A 16,388-nucleotide genomic window follows, 5' to 3' on the forward strand; every position below is an offset into this window, starting at 1 on the left:
CAACTCCCCACTCACCGAACCCCAGAGGCCCCACCATGACCGACCCAGCCCAAGACTTCACCGAAAACACCCCCGACAGCGCCCACTCCGCCCCCCTGCCCTACGGCACCCCCGACACCCCCCGCCTCGCCGTACGCGGCGAAGCCCGCCTCGAAGTCGACCCCGAAATCGCCCGCATCGCCATCACCGTCAGCGCCCGCGGCACCGACCGCAAAACCGCCCTCACCGACCTCACCCGCCGCAACGAACAAGCCCTCACCCTCATCAAGAGCTACGGCGACACCATCGAAAAACTCGAAACCGGCGCCTTCAGCCTCACCCCCCAACTCACCGAAAAAGGCCGCAACGAACGCATCCGCGCTTACCACGGCCGAGTCACCCACACCGCCACCCTCAACGACTTCACCACCCTCGGCGAACTCACCACCCGCCTCGCCGACCTCGAACTCACCCGCGTCGACGGCCCCTGGTGGGCCCTCCGCCCCGACTCACCCGCCCACCGCAACGCCCGCACCCAAGCCGTCCACGAAGCCGTCCAACGCGCACGCGAATACGCCGAAGCACTCGGCGCCCGCCTCGACGCCCTCGTCGAACTCGCCGACCTCGGCGCGGAAAGCACCCCCATGCCCGCCCCACCCGGCGCCATGCGCTCCTTCGCCGGCTACGGCGGCGCCCCCGCCCCCCAAGGAGCCGCCCCCGCCCTCGACCTCGAACCCCAGCGCCAAACCGTCTACGCCAACGTCAACGCACGCTTTACGATGACCCGTCCCGCACTCTGAGACCGCACCCCGGCAGGGCGAATTTCTGCTCATCGGAGCAACCCCGCGCCCATTCCAAGACTTGTCAACAGCCTTTCACCAAAAGGACGTTGAGCAGTCGCTTTCCCACAGTTCCCTACCAACGGGTAAGTCATAGGGTCGAAACATGCGCCGAGCAAAAATCGTCTGCACACTGGGACCCGCCACCGACACGTACGAGCAGATCAAAGCACTCGTCGACGCCGGAATGGACATCGCCCGCTTCAACCTCAGCCACGGCACCTACGCCGACCACGAAGCACGGTACGAGCGGGTACGCAAAGCATCCGAAGAAACCCACCGCAGCGTCGGCATCCTCGCCGACCTTCAAGGCCCGAAGATCCGCCTGGGCCGATTCCAAGAAGGCCCCGTACTTCTCGAACGCGACGACGACTTCACGATCACCGTCGAACCCGACATCCAAGGCGACCGCCGCCTCTGCGGCACCACCTACGACGGCCTCGCCGCCGACGTCACCACCGGCGAACGCATCCTCGTCGACGACGGCAAAGTCACCCTCGAAGTCACCGGCGTCGACGGACCCCGCGTCCACACCAAGGTCATCGAAGGCGGCATGGTCTCCGACCACAAAGGCCTCAACCTCCCCGGAGTCGCCGTCTCCGTCCCCGCCCTCTCCACAAAAGACCAGGACGACCTCCGCTGGGCCCTGCGCACCGGCGCCGACATCATCGCCCTCTCCTTCGTCCGCAGCGGCCGCGACATCGAAGACGTCCACCGCATCATGCGCGAAGAAGACCGCTTCCTCCCCGTCATCGCCAAGGTCGAAAAACCCCAGGCCGTCGACAACATCGACGACATCGTCGCCGCCTTCGACGGCATCATGGTCGCCCGCGGCGACCTCGGCGTCGAAATGCCCCTCGAAACCGTGCCGATCGTCCAAAAGCGCGCCATCAAACTCGCCAAACGCAACGCCAAACCGGTCATCGTCGCCACCCAGATGCTCGACTCGATGATCGACAATTCCCGCCCCACCCGCGCCGAAGCCTCCGACGTCGCCAACGCCGTCATCGACGGCACCGACGCGGTGATGCTCTCCGGCGAAACCAGCGTCGGCAAATACCCCACCGAAACGGTCAAGACGATGAGCCGCATCGTCGAAGCAGCCGAAGAGGACATCCTCGCCAAGGGCCTCCCGCCCCTGACCGTGACGAGCAAGCCCCGCACCCAGGGCGGCGCCGTCGCCCGCGCCGCCGCCGACATGGGCGACTTCCTCGGCGCGAAATTCCTCGTCGCCTTCACCCAGTCCGGCGACACGGTCCGCCGCCTCTCCCGCTACCGCTCGCCGATCCCCCTCCTGGCCTTCACCCCCGACCCGGCCACCCGCTCCCAGCTCAACGTCAGCTGGGGCGTGGAAACCTTCCTCGGCCCCACCGTCAATTCGACGGACGAAATGGTCGCGCAGGTCGACGAGCAGCTCTTGAAAATCGGCCGCTGCGAACGCGGCGACGTCGTCATCATCACCGCCGGTTCCCCGCCCGGAGTCCCCGGCTCCACCAACCTCGTCCGCGTCCACCACATCGGTGAGTCGGACACGGCGAAGTAGCCAATAAGGCAAGCGAGTTGAAGCTGGGCCGAGGTCCTGACTACCGTCCCTGTCAGTACTTCGGCCCTATGTGTTGGTCCATGAGGGCTACGGAGGCTTTGCGGGCGACGGAGATGTTGAGCGGGTCGCTGCCGCGGGCGAGAATGGTCCACTCGACGCCGACCTTCGTGAGGGTGTCCGAGCAGAGCTTGCGGATGTCGTCAGACTTGTTGGTGAAGAAGTACCGCGGGTACTCGTAGCGCTTACGCTCCCCGGCGACCATACGTGTCGTCCAATTCGTGATCCGACAGCCGTCCGAGTGGATCAGGCCGCGGATGAACTCCCAGGGGTGCGCGTCCACGATCTGCTGCTGCCAGGCTTCGAGGACGATCGGCCTGTCGTGCTTCTTACCCTCGCCGTGTTGCGGGAACATGCACCATAAGTGCTTCGAGTAGACCTTCACGTTGTGGCAGCCGGTCCTGCGGACCCGGCACACGGAGTTGTCGGGGAAGACCGCGCGCATAGCGGCTTCGCAGGCGTCCATGAGGCCTGGCCAGTCGTCACCGCACGCGATCATGAGACTGGGGACGCGATGCTCCGAGTATTGGATGATGTGGCCGTCGCCGAGGTAGAGGGCCAGGAGGTAGGAGTACGCCGCCGCGTCGAGCTCGCGCCCATCGCAGCGCGGGCATTTGGGGTTGTGGGCGCCCGGACACTCTCCGCGCTTGGCGCGGTCCATGTGCCGCCAGTAGCCGATGGTGCCGAGGGGGACGCCCAGCGCGCGGGCGACATCTGCGTTCTTGGCCCCTGCGCGGAGCTGGGCGATTGCCTTGTGCCGCACGTCTGTGCCGTGGAAGTTCATGGCATCACTGTGTGTGACGAATCGTGCCCGCGCAGCGGAATGTCTCTGATTCACGAGAACGCGAAATTCCGCTTGCTCAGAAGTGCCGGGTGCGGGACTCGAACCCGCAAGCCCTTTCGGGCAGATGTGTTTGAGACATCCGTGTATGCCATTCCACCAACCCGGCCGGTGGCGTGAGTAACCATACCGTGTGCGCCACAGTGGCCGCCTCTAGGTAGGCTGCAATGGCACCACCTGCCTGGAACGAGGAGTCCCGTGAGCGCCGCCGAGCCCGAGCAGCCCGTCGCCGATGACGATCAGTCGCACGTCCCGCCGCTGACCACGCGCGTTGTGATCGCCGAGGACGAGGCTCTCATCCGTCTCGATCTCAAAGAGATGCTGGAGGAAGAGGGCTACACCGTCGTCGGAGAGGCCGGGGACGGTCAGAAGGCCGTCGAGCTGGCCCGCGAGCACCGCCCCGATCTGGTGATCCTGGACGTGAAGATGCCCGTCCTGGACGGTATCTCGGCGGCGGAGAAGATCGCCGAGGAGAGCATCGCGCCGGTGCTGATGCTGACCGCGTTCTCGCAGCGCGAGCTGGTGGAGCGGGCGCGTGACGCGGGTGCGATGGCGTATCTCGTGAAGCCGTTTTCGAAGAGCGATGTCGTGCCGGCGATCGAGATGGCGGTGAGCCGGTTCACCGAGTTGAAGACGCTGGAGAAGGAGGTCGCGGACCTCACTCAGCGGTTGGAGACGCGCAAGCTGGTGGACCGGGCGAAGAGCATTCTGCAGACGCAGTACGGGTTGACCGAGCCGGCTGCTTTCCGGTGGATTCAGAAGACGTCGATGGATCGTCGGCTGTCGATGCAGCAGGTTGCCGAGGCGGTTATTGAGGACGCCGAGGAGAAGCAGCAGAAGAAGGACCAGAAGGATCAGTAAGTAGCGTCCGCTGGCATGCGAGCGGCCCCGTACCGGTGATCGGTGCGGGGCCGCTCGCGTTGTGCGGAGGGTAAGGCCACAGTCTCAGTCCTCGCCGAGGTATGCCTTGCGGACGGATTCGTCGTGGAGGAGTGCCTCGCCGCTGCCGGAGAGGACGATCTTGCCGATTTCCATGACGTGGCCCTGGTCGGCGAGGGAGAGCGCGGCTTGGGCGTTCTGTTCGACGAGGAGGATGGTGGTGCCTTGGGAGCGGAGTTCTTGGATGGTTTCCATGATTTTCTGCATCATGATCGGGGAGAGGCCCATGGAGGGTTCGTCGAGCATGAGCAGTTTGGGTCGGGACATCAGTGCGCGGCCCATGGCGAGCATTTGTTGTTCGCCGCCGGAGAGGGTTCCGGAGGCTTGTTTGCTGCGTTCGCCGAGGATGGGGAAGAGTTCGTAGATTTTTTGGATGTCTTTGTCGATGCCGGTGGTGTCGTTGCGGAGGAATGCGCCTAGCTGGAGGTTTTCGGCGATGGTGAGGCGGGGGAAGAGGCGGCGGCCTTCGGGGGAGTGGGCGAGGCCGCGTTCGACGATTTTGTGGGCGGGGACGCCGTTGAGTGGTTCGCCGTCGAAGGTGATTTTTCCGGCGAGGGGCTTGAGGAGGCCGGAGAGGGTGCGCAGGGTGGTGGTTTTTCCTGCGCCGTTGGTGCCGATGAGGGTGACGACCTGGCCGGCTTCGACGGTGAAGGAGATGCCTTTGACGGCTTCGATTTTGCCGTAGGCGACGCGGAGGTCCTCGACTTCGAGCAGTGCGGTCATGGGGTTTCTCCGGTCTCTTCCTCGGCTGCCTCCGCTGCCTGTGCTGTCTTGGCTGTTTCTCCCGCTGTCTCGGCTGCGCCGTTTCCGTTTCCGTTCTCGACGGGTGTGCCGAGGTAGGCCGCGACGACGCGCTCGTCGGCTTGGACGACGTCTGCGGTGCCTTCGACGAGTTTTTGGCCTTGGACGAGGACGGCGACGCGGTCGCAGAGGTTGAAGATGAAGCGCATGTCGTGCTCGATGACGAGGACGGCGGTGCCTTTTTCGCGGATGGCGAGGACGAGTTCCTGGGTGGCGCGGGTTTCTTGTGGGTTCATGCCGGCGGTGGGTTCGTCCAGCAGTAGCAGTCCCGGTTCGCTGGCGAGTGCGCGGGCGATTTCGAGCTTGCGTTGTTCGCCGTAGGGGAGGTTGCGGGCGAGGTGGTCGCGTTTGTGGGCGAGGCCGGTGAATTCGAGGAGTTCCATGGCGCGCTCCTCGGAGGTGCGTTCGGCTTTTTTGAAGCCGGGGCCTCGGAGGAGGGCTGACCAGAGTCCTTCTTTTGTGCGGGTGTGGCGGCCGACGAGGGCGTTTTCCAGGACGGTCATGTTGGCGAAGAGCCGGATGTTCTGGAAGGTGCGGGCGACGCCGGCTTGGGTGACGAGGTGGGGTTTGCGGGAGAGGCGGGTGCCTTTGTAGCTGACGGTGCCTTCGGTGGGGACGTAGAGCCCCGTGAGGCAGTTGAAGAAGGTGGTCTTTCCGGCGCCGTTGGGGCCGATGAGGCCGACGATTTCGCCGGCGCCGACGGTGAGGCTGACGTTGCGTACGGCGGTGAGTCCGCCGAAACGCATGGTGACGCCGGAGGCTTCGAGGACGGTGCCGGTGGCGGTGCTGATGGTGGGTGTGGTCATGGTGTCGTCACGCCTTTGCCTTGGTGACGCCGATGGTTGCGTCTCCGTCTGGGAGGCGCTGATCGGGCACGTCGAGCTGGCCGGTCTCGTGGAATTCGAGCTGCTTCCTGCGGTCGGCGATGAGGCCTTCGGGGCGGAAGCGCATCAGCAGGACGAGGGCGATTCCGAAGAGGAGCAGCTGGTAGTCCTGGAGGAAGTCGAGTTTGGCCGGGATGAGGAAGAGCAGGGCGGCGCCGACGAGGGGTCCGCTGAGGGTTCCCATGCCGCCGAGGATGACGGCGGCGAGGAGGAAGGCGGAGTTGGGGGGCTGGGGGCCGGCGAACTGGAACTGCTCGGGCGTGGCGGTCGTTACTACGTGTGCATGGACGGTTCCGGCGAGTCCGGCGAGTGCTGCGCCGAGGGCGAAGGCGAGGAGGCGGAGCCGGAAGCTGTTGATGCCCATGGCGATGGCGGCGGTTTCGTCTTCGCGGATGGCGATCCAGGCGCGGCCGATGCGGGAGGCGGCGGCGCGTCGGAAGACGAGCACGACGAAGGCGGTCACGAGGATCATCAGCAGGTAGTAGTTGCCGTAGGTGGCGATGGGGATGCCGAGGATGTCGTGGGGTTCGCCGAAGTTGAAGCCGAAGATTTCGAGGTTGGGGATGTTGGGGATGCCCATGGCGCCGTTGGTGACGTCGGGGCCGGTGGTGCCGTTGAGGTTCAGCATGGCGATGCGGAAGATTTCGCCGAAGCCGAGGGTGACGATGGCGAGGTAGTCGCCGCGTAGGCGGAGGGTGGGGGCGCCGATGAGGACGCCGAAGATGAGGGAGGCGGCGGCGCCGGTGAGGAGGGCTGCCCAGAAGGGGAACTGGATGCCCAGGGCGGATTCGGCGGAGCCGGAGACGAGGGCCGCGGCGTAGGCGCCGACGCCGAGGAAGGCGACGTATCCGAGGTCGAGGAGGCCGGCGAGGCCGACGACGACGTTGAGGCCCAGGGCGACGGTGGCGAAGATCAGGATGTTGGCCCCGATGATCGTGTATTGGTCGGTGTCCTGGGTGAAGGGGAAGCTGGCGGCGGCGATGAAGGCGGCGGCGAGGGCCGGTCCGCGGTGTTTGTGGGTGAGTTCGGTGAGTCGTTTGATGAGGCCTGCCCGGTTGAGGGCGGGGATGGCGATCACCATGAAGAGGAGGTAGCCGACGAAGGGGGCGCCGTCGTCGGTGTCGATGCCGTAGGTGAAGGCGAAGAGTCCGGCGGCGAAGGCGGCGGCGATGATGAGGATTTCGGCCCAGCCGGGGATTTCGCGGGTGCGGCGTTTGACGGGGGTGGCGGCGAGGGCCGTGGTGAAGCGTTGCCAGGCGCCGGCGGGTGGTTCGTCCGGGGTGCGGTCGGCGGGGAGGCCGAGCGCGGCGAGCAGGGTGACGAGGGAGGTCACGCCCGCGAGGAAGCCGCCTGGTTCGAGGTTGACGAGGCCGCCGAGTTGGACGGCGATGGAGATGAGGGTGAACCAGGTGGCGGCGAAGGTGGCGAGGGCGGTGAGGAGTACGGGGGCGTTGCGGCCGCCGGGGGTGAGCCATTGGAGGCCGCGGATGCCGAGTCCTGCTGTGGCGAGGAGGAGGGTGAGGATGCCGCCGATGAGGGTGATGATCTGGAGGCCGGCGGGGGATCCGTAGTAGGTGAGTTCGCCGGGGAAGTCGTTGCTCCAGGTCCAGGCGAGGCTGGTGGTGATGGCGGTGGCGAGGGCTGCCGCTGCGGTGGTGATGCGGGCGGGGCGTTCGGGGAGGGGGAGCACGCCCGGAGTGCCCGGTGTGCCCGGTGCGGTGGTCTTGGTGATGTCTGTGGTCATCGCTATCACGCCCGATCCGCGACGCGTTCGCCCAGGAGGCCTTGTGGTCTCAAGAGCAGTACGAGGATGAGGAGGACGAAGGCCCAGACGTCCTTCCAGGCTCCGCCGCCGAATTGCTGCATGCCGGGGATTTCTTCGATGTAGGCGGTGGCGAGGGCTTCGGCGACGCCGAGGACGACGCCGCCGAGCATGGCGCCGTAGATGTTGCCGATGCCGCCGAGGACGGCGGCGGTGAAGGCCTTGAGGCCCATGATGAAGCCCATGCGGAATTGGACCTCGCCGGTGCGGAGGCCGTAGGCGACGGCGGCGACGCCGGCGAAGGCGGCGCCGATGGCGAAGGCGAGGACGATGATGCGGTCCGTGTTGATGCCCATGAGTTTCGCCGTGTCGCGGTCCTGGGCGGTGGCTTGCATGGCCCGGCCGCTGCGCGTCTTGGAGACGAAGAAGCCGAGGGCGATCATGCAGGCGGGGGCGGCGATGAGGACGAAGATGTCGCCGCGCTGGACGGTGGCGCCCAGGATGTCGAAGGAGCCGCCCTTGAACTGGGGGAAGACGCGGGCTTGTTTCCCGTCGGGGTACCACTTCCAGATGGCTTGCTGGAGGGCGATGGAGAGGCCGATGGCGGTGATGAGGGGGGCGAGGCGGGGTGCGCCGCGGAGGGGGCGGTAGGCGAAGCGTTCGGCGGCGACGCCGACGAGGACGGATACCGCGATGCCGCCGATGAGCATGATCGGCAGGGCGAGGGCGAGTGAGATGCCGGTGGGGAGGGCGAGGTAGACGCTGAGGGCGCCGAAGCCGCCGACCATGAAGATCTCGCCGTGGGCGAAGTTGATGAGCTGGACGATTCCGTAGACCATCGTGTAGCCGATCGCGATGAGACCGTACATCGCGCCGAGGATGAGTCCGTTGGCCAGCTGTTGCGGCAGTTCGTTCACCGCAGGGCCTCCGTTGCGTGGGAGTGAGGGGTCCGGAACCGCTGGGAGTTACGCGGTTCCGGGGTACCGGGTGCCTGGTGCCGGTGTGCCACGGGCCGCGCCAGGATCATTCGTGGCGTCCTGGCGCGGCCCGGGTGTGTCGGCGGTGAGGGGGTTCGTCGGGTGGGTCAGCTCTTGTCGAATTACTTGAATTCGGCGCTGTAGCGGGAGACCCAGTCGCCCTTGTCCACCTGGTAGGCGGTGATCATGGTGTTGGTGGTGTCGCCGTATTTGTCGAAGGCGACGGGGCCGGTGACGCCGTCGAAGGTGACCTTGTTCATGGCCTCGGTGACCTTCTTGCGGGCGTCGTCGGGGAGCTTGCCGTCGTTGTCGTCGACGACGCTCTTGACGGCCTGGATGAGGGCCCAGGTGGCGTCGTAGGTGGAGCCGCCGTAGGCCTCGTAGGCCTCCTTGAAGCCGGCTGCCTTGTAGTCGGCGATGAACTTCTTGGCGGAGGGGAGTTCTTCGACGGGCTTGCCGACGGAGGAGGCGTAGTCGCCCTGTGCCTTCTTGTTGAGCTTGATGTAGTCGGCGCTGTACATGCCGTCGCCGCCCATGAGGGGGACGGTGACGCCGCCGTCCTTGAGCTGCTGGCTGAGCGGGCCGGAGGCGGGGTATTCGCCGCCGTAGAAGACCAGGTCGGGCTTGGCGGACTTGACCTTGGAGACGACGGCCTTGAAGTCGCGGTCGTCGGGGCTGACGTGTTCGGTGCCGGCGATCTTGCCGCCGAGCTTGGTGAACTGGTCCTTGAAGGAGGAGGCCAGGCCGACGCCGTAGGTCTTCTGGTCGTCGATGATGTAGGCCTTCTTGGCCTTCAGCTTGTCGTAGGCGTACTGGCCGTCGAAGGCGCCCTGGACCTCGTCGGTGGTGGCGGTGCGGAAGTACGTGGGGAACTGGCGGACGCGCTTGTCCTTGCGCCAGTCGGGGCCCTGGGTGAGGTCGGGCGTGGTGTTCGCCGGGGATATCAGGGTGAGGTTGTTCTGCTTGGACACCTGCTGCATGGACTGGGCGACGCCGGAGTTGAGCGGGCCGACGATGCCGAGGACGTCCTCGTCGCCGGCGAGCTTGGTGGTGTTCTGCTGGCCGACGTTGGGCAGGGCCTTGTCGTCGAGGGCTTCGAGTTTGAAGGTGACGCCCTTGACTTCGCCGGCTTTGTTGGCGTTGTCGATGGCGAGCTGGGCGGAGTTGCGGATGCCCAGGCCCAGGGCGGAGAGCTCCCCGGTGGTGGGGGCATCGAGGCCGATGACGACGGTGGTCTTGGAGCCGTCGCCGCTCTTGTTGTCGCCGCGGGAGCCGCACGCGGAGAGCGTGAGGGCGCCGGCGGTGACCGCGGTGGTGAGGATGAGCAAGGAACGGTGACGCACGATCAGTCCTTTCCCTGGCGCGGCCATTGCTGTCGCATGGCCGATTCGCTCGTCGGGCTGTACGGGGGTGGTACAGGGTCCGTGCTGGGGTGCACGCCCGGCGGCGCGGTGACTGGCGGTGACTTTAGGCCGGTGGTTGGCGCTCCGGGAGTGGCGCTGGCCAGGATGTGACGTTCTTGTTATGACATGCGATGAGCGTTTTGGCCCCATGGTCCTTACATCCGGGGGGCGGACGCCGTGCGGAGGGCGAACTTGCACTTCCGCGGGCGAATGTGGGCGCGCAGTGACGAATGGTGTCCGGTTATCGGATGCGCTGCGCGCGGTGGGGCCACGGCCGGTGGGGGGCTTGGGATGTGGGGGTGGTACGGCATTGCGTGTGTGTTACGCAGCGTTACGGAAATGCGTACGGCCCCGCTCCCGGTGTCCGGGGCGGGGCCGTGGTGGTGGTGAGTGCCGGTGCGGGTCAGCCGCGGTAGGCGTCGGTGTCCACGTCGCGAAGCATGCAGGTCAGGCGGGCGGTGCAGAGCCGCTTTCCGTGTTCGTCGGTGATGACGATTTCGTAGGTGGCGGTGGAGCGGCCGCGGTGGACGGGGGTGGCGACGCCGGTGACGAGGCCGGAGCGGGTGCCGCGGTGGTGGGTGCAGTTGAGGTCGACGCCGACGGCGAGTTTGGTGGGGCCGCCGTGCAGCATGGAGCCGACGGAGCCGAGGGTTTCGGCCAGGACGGCGGAGGCTCCGCCGTGCAGCAGTCCGTAGGGCTGGGTGTTGCCTTCGACGGGCATGGTGCCGACGACGCGGTCCGGTGCGGCTTCGGTGACCTGCACGCTCATCCGCTCGCCGAGGTGCCCGGCGGAGAACAGGGCGGGCAGGTCGAGGCCGAGGCCGGCCCACTGGTCGAGGATCTCCTGCGGAAACCTGGTCGTGCTCTGCTCACCCATGGCCTGCGTCTCCGTTCGCTCGCGCTTGATCGTCGTCGATCTGTGCCTGTTCCTATCAGGCCACTGAGCAAGCGCTCAGCGCGGGGTCGCCGTGACCGCCCGGTGGCCCGCGGCCGGTCAGCTCCGGTGCGTGCTTTCCAGCCGGATGACCAGGGACTTCGCTGCCGGGGTGTTGCTGGTGTCGGCGGTGTGGTCGAGCGGGATGAGGACGTTGGTCTCGGGGTAGTAGGCGGCCGCGCAGCCGCGGGTCGTGGGGTAGTGGACGACGCGGAAGCCAGGGGCGCGCCGTTCGCTGCCGTCGGTCCATTCGCTGACCAGGTCGGTGTAGTCGCCGTCGGCGAGGCCGAGCTCGCGGGCGTCGTCGGGGTGGACGAGCACCACGCGGCGGCCGTTCTTGATGCCGCGGTAGCGGTCGTCCAGGCCGTAGATGGTGGTGTTGTACTGGTCGTGGGAGCGCAGTGTCTGCAGTAGCAGGCGCCCTTCGGGGACCGAGGGGTATTCCACCGGGGCGGCGGTGAAGTTGGCTTTTCCGGTGGCGGTGGGGAAGCGGCGGCTGTCCCGGGGGGCGTGCGGGAGGGTGAAGCCTCCGGGGCGGGCGACCTTGGCGTTGAAGTCCTCGAAGCCGGGGATGACGTGCGCGATGCGGTCGCGGATCGTCGCGTAGTCCTTCTCGAACTTCTCCCAGGGGGTGTGGCTGCGGTCGCCGAGGACGCGGCGGGCCAGGCGGGCGACGATGGCGGTTTCGGACAGCAGGTGCGAGCTGGCGGGCGCGAGGCGGCCGCGGGAGGCGTGCACCATGCCCATGGAGTCCTCGACGGTCACGAACTGTTCGGTGCTTTTCCCGTTCGGGCCGACCTGCAGGTCGCGTTCCGTACGGCCGAGGGTCGGCAGGATCAGGGCGCGGGCGCCGGTGACCACGTGCGAGCGGTTGAGCTTGGTGGAGACGTGGACGGTGAGGCGGGCGCGGCGTACGGCGGCCTCGGTGACGTCGGTGTCGGGGGTGGCGGAGACGAAGTTGCCGCCCATGGCGAGGAAGACCTTGGCCTGGCCGTCGCGGAGCGCGCGGATGGCGCGGACGACGTCGAGGCCGTGTTCGCGGGGCGGGGCGAAGCCGAATTCCTTTTCCAGGGCGTCGAGGAAGGCGGGGGCGGGCCGTTCGAAGATGCCCATGGTGCGGTCGCCCTGGACGTTGCTGTGGCCGCGTACGGGACAGACGCCGGCGCCGGGGCGGCCGATGTTGCCGCGCAGCAGCAGGAAGTTGACGACTTCCTTGATGGTGGGGACGGCGTGCTTGTGCTGGGTCAGGCCCATCGCCCAGCACACGATCGTGCGGCGGGAAGCGAGGATCATGGCCAGCGCGCGGTCGATCTCCTCGCGGGTCAGGCCGGTGGCGCGCAGCGTCTCGTCCCAGTCGTCGCCGGCGCGCGCCGTGGCCGCGAAATCTTCGAAGCCGTGGGTGTGTTCGCGGATGAATTCTTCGTCGATCACGGCGTCTGAACCCGTGCCGGAGGCGCTCGACGATGCTTCGAGGATGAGGCGGTTGAGGGCGCGGAAGAGGGCCTGGTCGCCGCCGAGGCGTACCTGGAGGAAGAGGTCGGTCAGGGGGGTGCCGCCGCCGGCGAGGCCGCGCGGGGTCTGCGGGTTCTTGAAGCGTTCCAGGCCGGCTTCGGGCAGCGGATTGATCGAGATGATCTTTGTGCCGCCGGCCTTGGCCTTCTCCAGCGCGGTGAGCATCCGGGGGTGATTGGTGCCCGGGTTCTGGCCGGCGATGATGATCAGGTCGGCCTTGTAGAGGTCCTCCAGCAGGACGCTGCCCTTGCCGATGCCGATGGTCTCGGTGAGCGCGGAGCCCGACGACTCATGGCACATGTTGGAGCAGTCGGGAAGGTTGTTGGTGCCGAATTCGCGGGCGAACAGCTGGTACAGGAAGGCGGCTTCGTTGCTGGTGCGGCCGGAGGTGTAGAAGACGGCCTCGTCGGGGGAGTCGAGGGCGGTGAGCTCCTCGCCGATGATGTCGAAGGCCCGCTCCCAGGGGACGGGGACGTAGTGGTCGGCGCCCTCGGCCAGGTACATGGGATGGGTGAGGCGGCCCTGCTGGCCGAGCCAGTAGCCGCTGCGTCCGGCGAGGTCGGCGACGGAGTGGGCGGCGAAGAACTCCGGGGTGACGCGGCGCAGGGTGGCCTCTTCTGCGACGGCCTTGGCGCCGTTCTCGCAGAATTCGGCGGTGTGCCGCTTGTCTTCCTCGGGCCAGGCGCAGCCGGGGCAGTCGAAGCCGTCTTTCTGGTTGACCCGGAGGAGGGTGAGGGCGGTGCGGCGCACGCCCATCTGCTGCTGGGAGACGCGCAGGGCGTGCGTGATCGCCGGCAGGCCGACGGCGGAGTGCTGGGGTTCGCTGACCTCGGGTGCGTCCTGGACGGGGTCCGACGCGGGCGGCTTGCCTGCCATGACGCTCTCCCTTGAGCCGTGAGCTGTGCTGTCTCCGCCTGGGCGGGGCGGAGTGTTGCCGTACGGGGCGATCGTTGCCGTACGCATCCGATCCTGTCACGTACGGGGCGGGGCCGGGGCCGGACAGTACGGGTGCCGTTCGCGGGGGGCCGCCGGAGGTGCGCGGACGCGGACAGAGGGGCCGGAGTGGGGCGGGGCGCCGCACGCAGGGCTGACGGGGACGGGTGGGCCGACCGCCGCGGCGGGGATTGTCAGTGGGGCGTGGCAGGATCGGGGGCGTGGCAGCAAAGGCAGCGAAGAAGAGCGAAGCGACCGGCAGCGAGGCGGCGGCGGGCGGCCGTCCCCACCTGCTCCTGATGGACGGGCATTCCATGGCGTACCGGGCGTTCTTCGCCCTGCCCGTGGAGAATTTCACGACCGCCACAGGACAACCGACCAATGCGATCTACGGCTTCGCGTCGATGCTCGCGAACACCCTGCGCGACGAGGCGCCCACCCATTTCGCGGTGGCGTTCGACGTCTCGCGCAAGACCTGGCGGTCCGAGGAGTTCCCGGACTACAAGGCGAACCGCTCCAAGACGCCCGACGAGTTCAAGGGCCAGGTCGAGCTGATCGGCGAGCTGCTCGACACGATGCGCGTGAAGCGGTTCGCGGTGGACGGCTTCGAGGCCGACGACGTCATCGCGACGCTCACGGAGCAGGCCACCGCCCAGGGCTTCGAGGTGTCGATCGTCACCGGCGACCGCGACTCCTTCCAGCTGGTCTCCGAGAACGTCACGGTCCTCTACCCCACCAAGGGCGTCTCGGAGCTGACCCGCTTCACCCCGGAGAAGGTCGCCGAGAAGTACGGCCTGACCCCCTCCCAGTACCCGGACTTCGCGGCGCTGCGCGGCGACCCGTCCGACAACCTTCCCGGCATCCCCGGTGTCGGCGAGAAGACCGCCACGAAGTGGATCAACCAGTTCGGTTCCTTCGCGGAGCTGGTGGAGCGGGCCGACGAGGTCAAGGGCAAGGCGGGCCAGAACCTCCGCGATCATCTGGAGGCCGTGAAGCTCAACCGCCGGCTGACGGAGATGGTGCGCGATGTCGAGCTGCCGTGCGGCCCGGAGGCGCTCTCCCGCGAGGCGTACGACCGTGAGGCGCTGAAGGTCTTCCTCAACGCTCTGGAGATCCGCAACCAGGGCCTGCGGGACCGGCTGCACGCCGTCGACCCGGGCGCCGAGGAGGCCGCCGATGAGGCGGCGCCGGCCGCCGGCATCGAGGTGGACGGCACCGTCCTCGGCGCGGGCGAGCTCGCCCCGTGGCTGGTCGAGCACGGGTCGGGCCCCCTCGGGGTGTCCACCGTCGACGTCTGGACCCTGGGCAGTGGCAGCGTCGCCGAGGTGGCGCTGGCCGCCGCCGACGGCCCGGCCGCCTGGTTCGACCCGTCCCAGCTGGACGAGGCCGACGAGCGGGCCTTCGCGGCCTGGAGCGCGGACGCCGCCCGGCCCAAGGTGATGCACAACGCCAAGGGCCTGATGCGGGTCTTCGGCGAACACGGCTGGCAGATCGACGGCGTCTCCATGGACACCGCACTGGCCGCCTATCTGGTCAAGCCGGGCCGCCGCTCCTTCGCGCTGGACGCCCTCTCCATCGAATACCTGGGCCGCGATCTGGCCCCGGCGGCGGCCGGCGACGGACAGCTGGCCTTCGGCGCCGACGAGGAAGCCGAGGCGGACGCCCTGATGGGGCAGGCGCGTACGGTCCTGGACCTGGGTGCGGCGTTCGAGACCAAGCTCGCGGAGGTCGGCGCCGCCGAGCTGCTGCGCGATGTGGAGCTGCCGACCAGCGAGCTGCTGGCCCGGATGGAGCGGGCGGGCATCGCCGCCGACCGGGGCTGGCTGGAGCGCATGGAGCAGCAGTTCGCGGGCGCGGTGCAGCAGGCCGTGCAGGAGGCGCATGCCGCCGCGGGCCATGAATTCAACCTGGGCTCGCCCAAGCAACTGCAGGAGGTCCTCTTCGGCGAGCTGGGCCTGCCCAAGACCAAGAAGACCAAGACCGGCTACACCACCGACGCCGACGCGTTGGCCTGGCTCGCGGCGCAGACCGAGAACGAACTCCCGGTGATCATGCTCCGCCACCGTGAGCAGGCCAAACTGCGCACCACGGTCGAGGGTTTGATCAAGACCATCGGCGCGGACGGCCGCATCCACACCACCTTCAACCAGACTGTGGCCGCCACCGGCCGGCTGTCCTCCACGGACCCGAATCTGCAGAACATCCCGGTGCGGACGGACGAGGGCCGGGCGATCCGCCGCGGCTTCGTCGTCGGCGAGGGCTTCGAGTCGCTGCTGACGGCCGACTACAGCCAGATCGAGCTGCGGGTGATGGCCCACCTCTCGGAGGACGAGGGCCTGATCGAGGCGTTCACCTCCGGTGAGGACCTGCACACCACCGTCGCCTCCCATGTCTTCTCGGTCGAAAAGAACCAGGTCGACCCGGAGATGCGCCGAAAGATCAAGGCGATGTCCTACGGTCTGGCATACGGCCTGTCCGCATTCGGCCTCTCCCAGCAGCTGGGCATCCAGCCTGATGAGGCCCGCAAGCTGATGGACAACTTCTTCGAGCGGTTCGGCGGGGTGCGCGACTACCTCCAGCGCGTCGTCGAGGAGGCCCGCGCCACCGGCTATACGGAGACGATCCTCGGCCGCCGCCGCTACCTGCCCGACCTCAACAGCGACAACCGCCAGCGTCGCGAAATGGCCGAGCGGATGGCGCTGAACGCCCCGATTCAGGGCACCGCCGCCGACATCGTCAAGATCGCGATGCTGAAGGTCGACGCGGCGCTGCGGGCGGAGATGGAATCCCGGATGCTGCTCCAGGTCCACGACGAAATCGTGGTCGAGGTGGCCCCCGGTGAACGCAACAAGGTCGAGGAACTGGTCCGCCGCGAGATGGCCGGGGCGGTCGAGCTGAGCGCCCCTCTGGATGTCTCGGTCGGCTCCGGCAAGGACTGGGAGTCGGCGGCGCACTGAACCAACGGGCGCGAGGGCGGGACGGTC

Annotated in this window: 12 protein-coding genes and 1 tRNA gene; 4 read left to right on the forward strand and 9 right to left on the reverse strand. The window is 67.8% G+C overall.

Going from position 1 to position 16,388, the window contains the following annotated elements; translation table 11 throughout:
- Nucleotides 1-35 precede the first annotated feature (35 nt).
- Nucleotides 36-779, forward strand: a complete 744-nt coding sequence (locus AB0I10_RS06985; protein ID WP_363151277.1) for an SIMPL domain-containing protein — start codon at nucleotides 36-38, stop codon at nucleotides 777-779.
- A 145-nt stretch (nucleotides 780-924) separates the two neighbouring features.
- Nucleotides 925-2,361 (forward strand): pyruvate kinase, encoded by a 1,437-nt coding sequence (pyk, locus tag AB0I10_RS06990; RefSeq protein WP_363151278.1) that lies wholly within the window; start codon nucleotides 925-927, stop codon nucleotides 2,359-2,361.
- A gap of 52 nt (nucleotides 2,362-2,413) precedes the next feature.
- On the opposite strand, the gene AB0I10_RS06995 is transcribed toward pyk, so the two are convergent.
- The gene (locus AB0I10_RS06995) at nucleotides 2,414-3,202 is read right to left on the reverse strand and encodes a helix-turn-helix domain-containing protein (RefSeq protein ID WP_363151279.1); all 789 of its coding nucleotides are present in this window, start codon (nucleotides 3,200-3,202) and stop codon (nucleotides 2,414-2,416) included.
- 83 nt (nucleotides 3,203-3,285) lie between these two features.
- Nucleotides 3,286-3,368: transfer RNA gene (locus AB0I10_RS07000), tRNA-Leu, on the reverse strand.
- An 89-nt stretch (nucleotides 3,369-3,457) separates the two neighbouring features.
- Here AB0I10_RS07000 and AB0I10_RS07005 point away from each other — a divergent pair.
- Nucleotides 3,458-4,120 carry a response regulator gene (locus AB0I10_RS07005; protein WP_363151280.1) on the forward strand — a complete coding sequence of 221 codons (663 nt, stop codon included), beginning with the start codon at nucleotides 3,458-3,460 and terminating at the stop codon, nucleotides 4,118-4,120.
- An 84-nt stretch (nucleotides 4,121-4,204) separates the two neighbouring features.
- Here AB0I10_RS07005 and AB0I10_RS07010 read toward each other — a convergent pair whose 3' ends face one another.
- The 7 genes from AB0I10_RS07010 to AB0I10_RS07040 form a co-directional block, all read right to left on the reverse strand.
- Nucleotides 4,205-4,921: an ABC transporter ATP-binding protein gene (locus tag AB0I10_RS07010; RefSeq protein WP_363151281.1), complete on the reverse strand. Its 717-nt coding sequence runs from the start codon at nucleotides 4,919-4,921 to the stop codon at nucleotides 4,205-4,207.
- On the reverse strand, nucleotides 4,918-5,805 hold the full coding sequence (locus AB0I10_RS07015; protein WP_363151282.1) for an ABC transporter ATP-binding protein: 888 nt from the start codon (nucleotides 5,803-5,805) through the stop codon (nucleotides 4,918-4,920). The genes AB0I10_RS07010 and AB0I10_RS07015 overlap by 4 nt, the downstream gene beginning before the upstream one ends.
- 7 nt (nucleotides 5,806-5,812) lie before the next feature.
- Nucleotides 5,813-7,627, reverse strand: a complete 1,815-nt coding sequence (locus tag AB0I10_RS07020) for a branched-chain amino acid ABC transporter permease (protein WP_363151283.1) — start codon at nucleotides 7,625-7,627, stop codon at nucleotides 5,813-5,815.
- A 5-nt stretch (nucleotides 7,628-7,632) separates the two neighbouring features.
- Nucleotides 7,633-8,562 (reverse strand): branched-chain amino acid ABC transporter permease, encoded by a 930-nt coding sequence (locus AB0I10_RS07025; protein ID WP_363151284.1) that lies wholly within the window; start codon nucleotides 8,560-8,562, stop codon nucleotides 7,633-7,635.
- A 182-nt stretch (nucleotides 8,563-8,744) separates the two neighbouring features.
- Nucleotides 8,745-9,950, reverse strand: a complete 1,206-nt coding sequence (locus AB0I10_RS07030) for a branched-chain amino acid ABC transporter substrate-binding protein (protein WP_363151339.1) — start codon at nucleotides 9,948-9,950, stop codon at nucleotides 8,745-8,747.
- Between the two features lie 478 nt (nucleotides 9,951-10,428).
- Nucleotides 10,429-10,902, reverse strand: coding sequence for a hotdog fold thioesterase (locus tag AB0I10_RS07035; protein ID WP_363151285.1), 474 nt, complete (start codon nucleotides 10,900-10,902; stop codon nucleotides 10,429-10,431).
- 117 nt (nucleotides 10,903-11,019) lie between these two features.
- Nucleotides 11,020-13,347, reverse strand: coding sequence for an FdhF/YdeP family oxidoreductase (locus AB0I10_RS07040; RefSeq protein WP_363151286.1), 2,328 nt, complete (start codon nucleotides 13,345-13,347; stop codon nucleotides 11,020-11,022).
- A 278-nt stretch (nucleotides 13,348-13,625) separates the two neighbouring features.
- Here AB0I10_RS07040 and polA point away from each other — a divergent pair, with 278 nt between their 5' ends.
- On the forward strand, nucleotides 13,626-16,361 hold the full coding sequence (gene polA / locus AB0I10_RS07045) for a DNA polymerase I (RefSeq protein WP_363151287.1): 2,736 nt from the start codon (nucleotides 13,626-13,628) through the stop codon (nucleotides 16,359-16,361).
- Nucleotides 16,362-16,388 lie beyond the last annotated feature (27 nt).

The organism is Streptomyces sp. NPDC050636 (genome assembly GCF_040654775.1).
Lineage (GTDB): Bacteria > Actinomycetota > Actinomycetes > Streptomycetales > Streptomycetaceae > Streptomyces.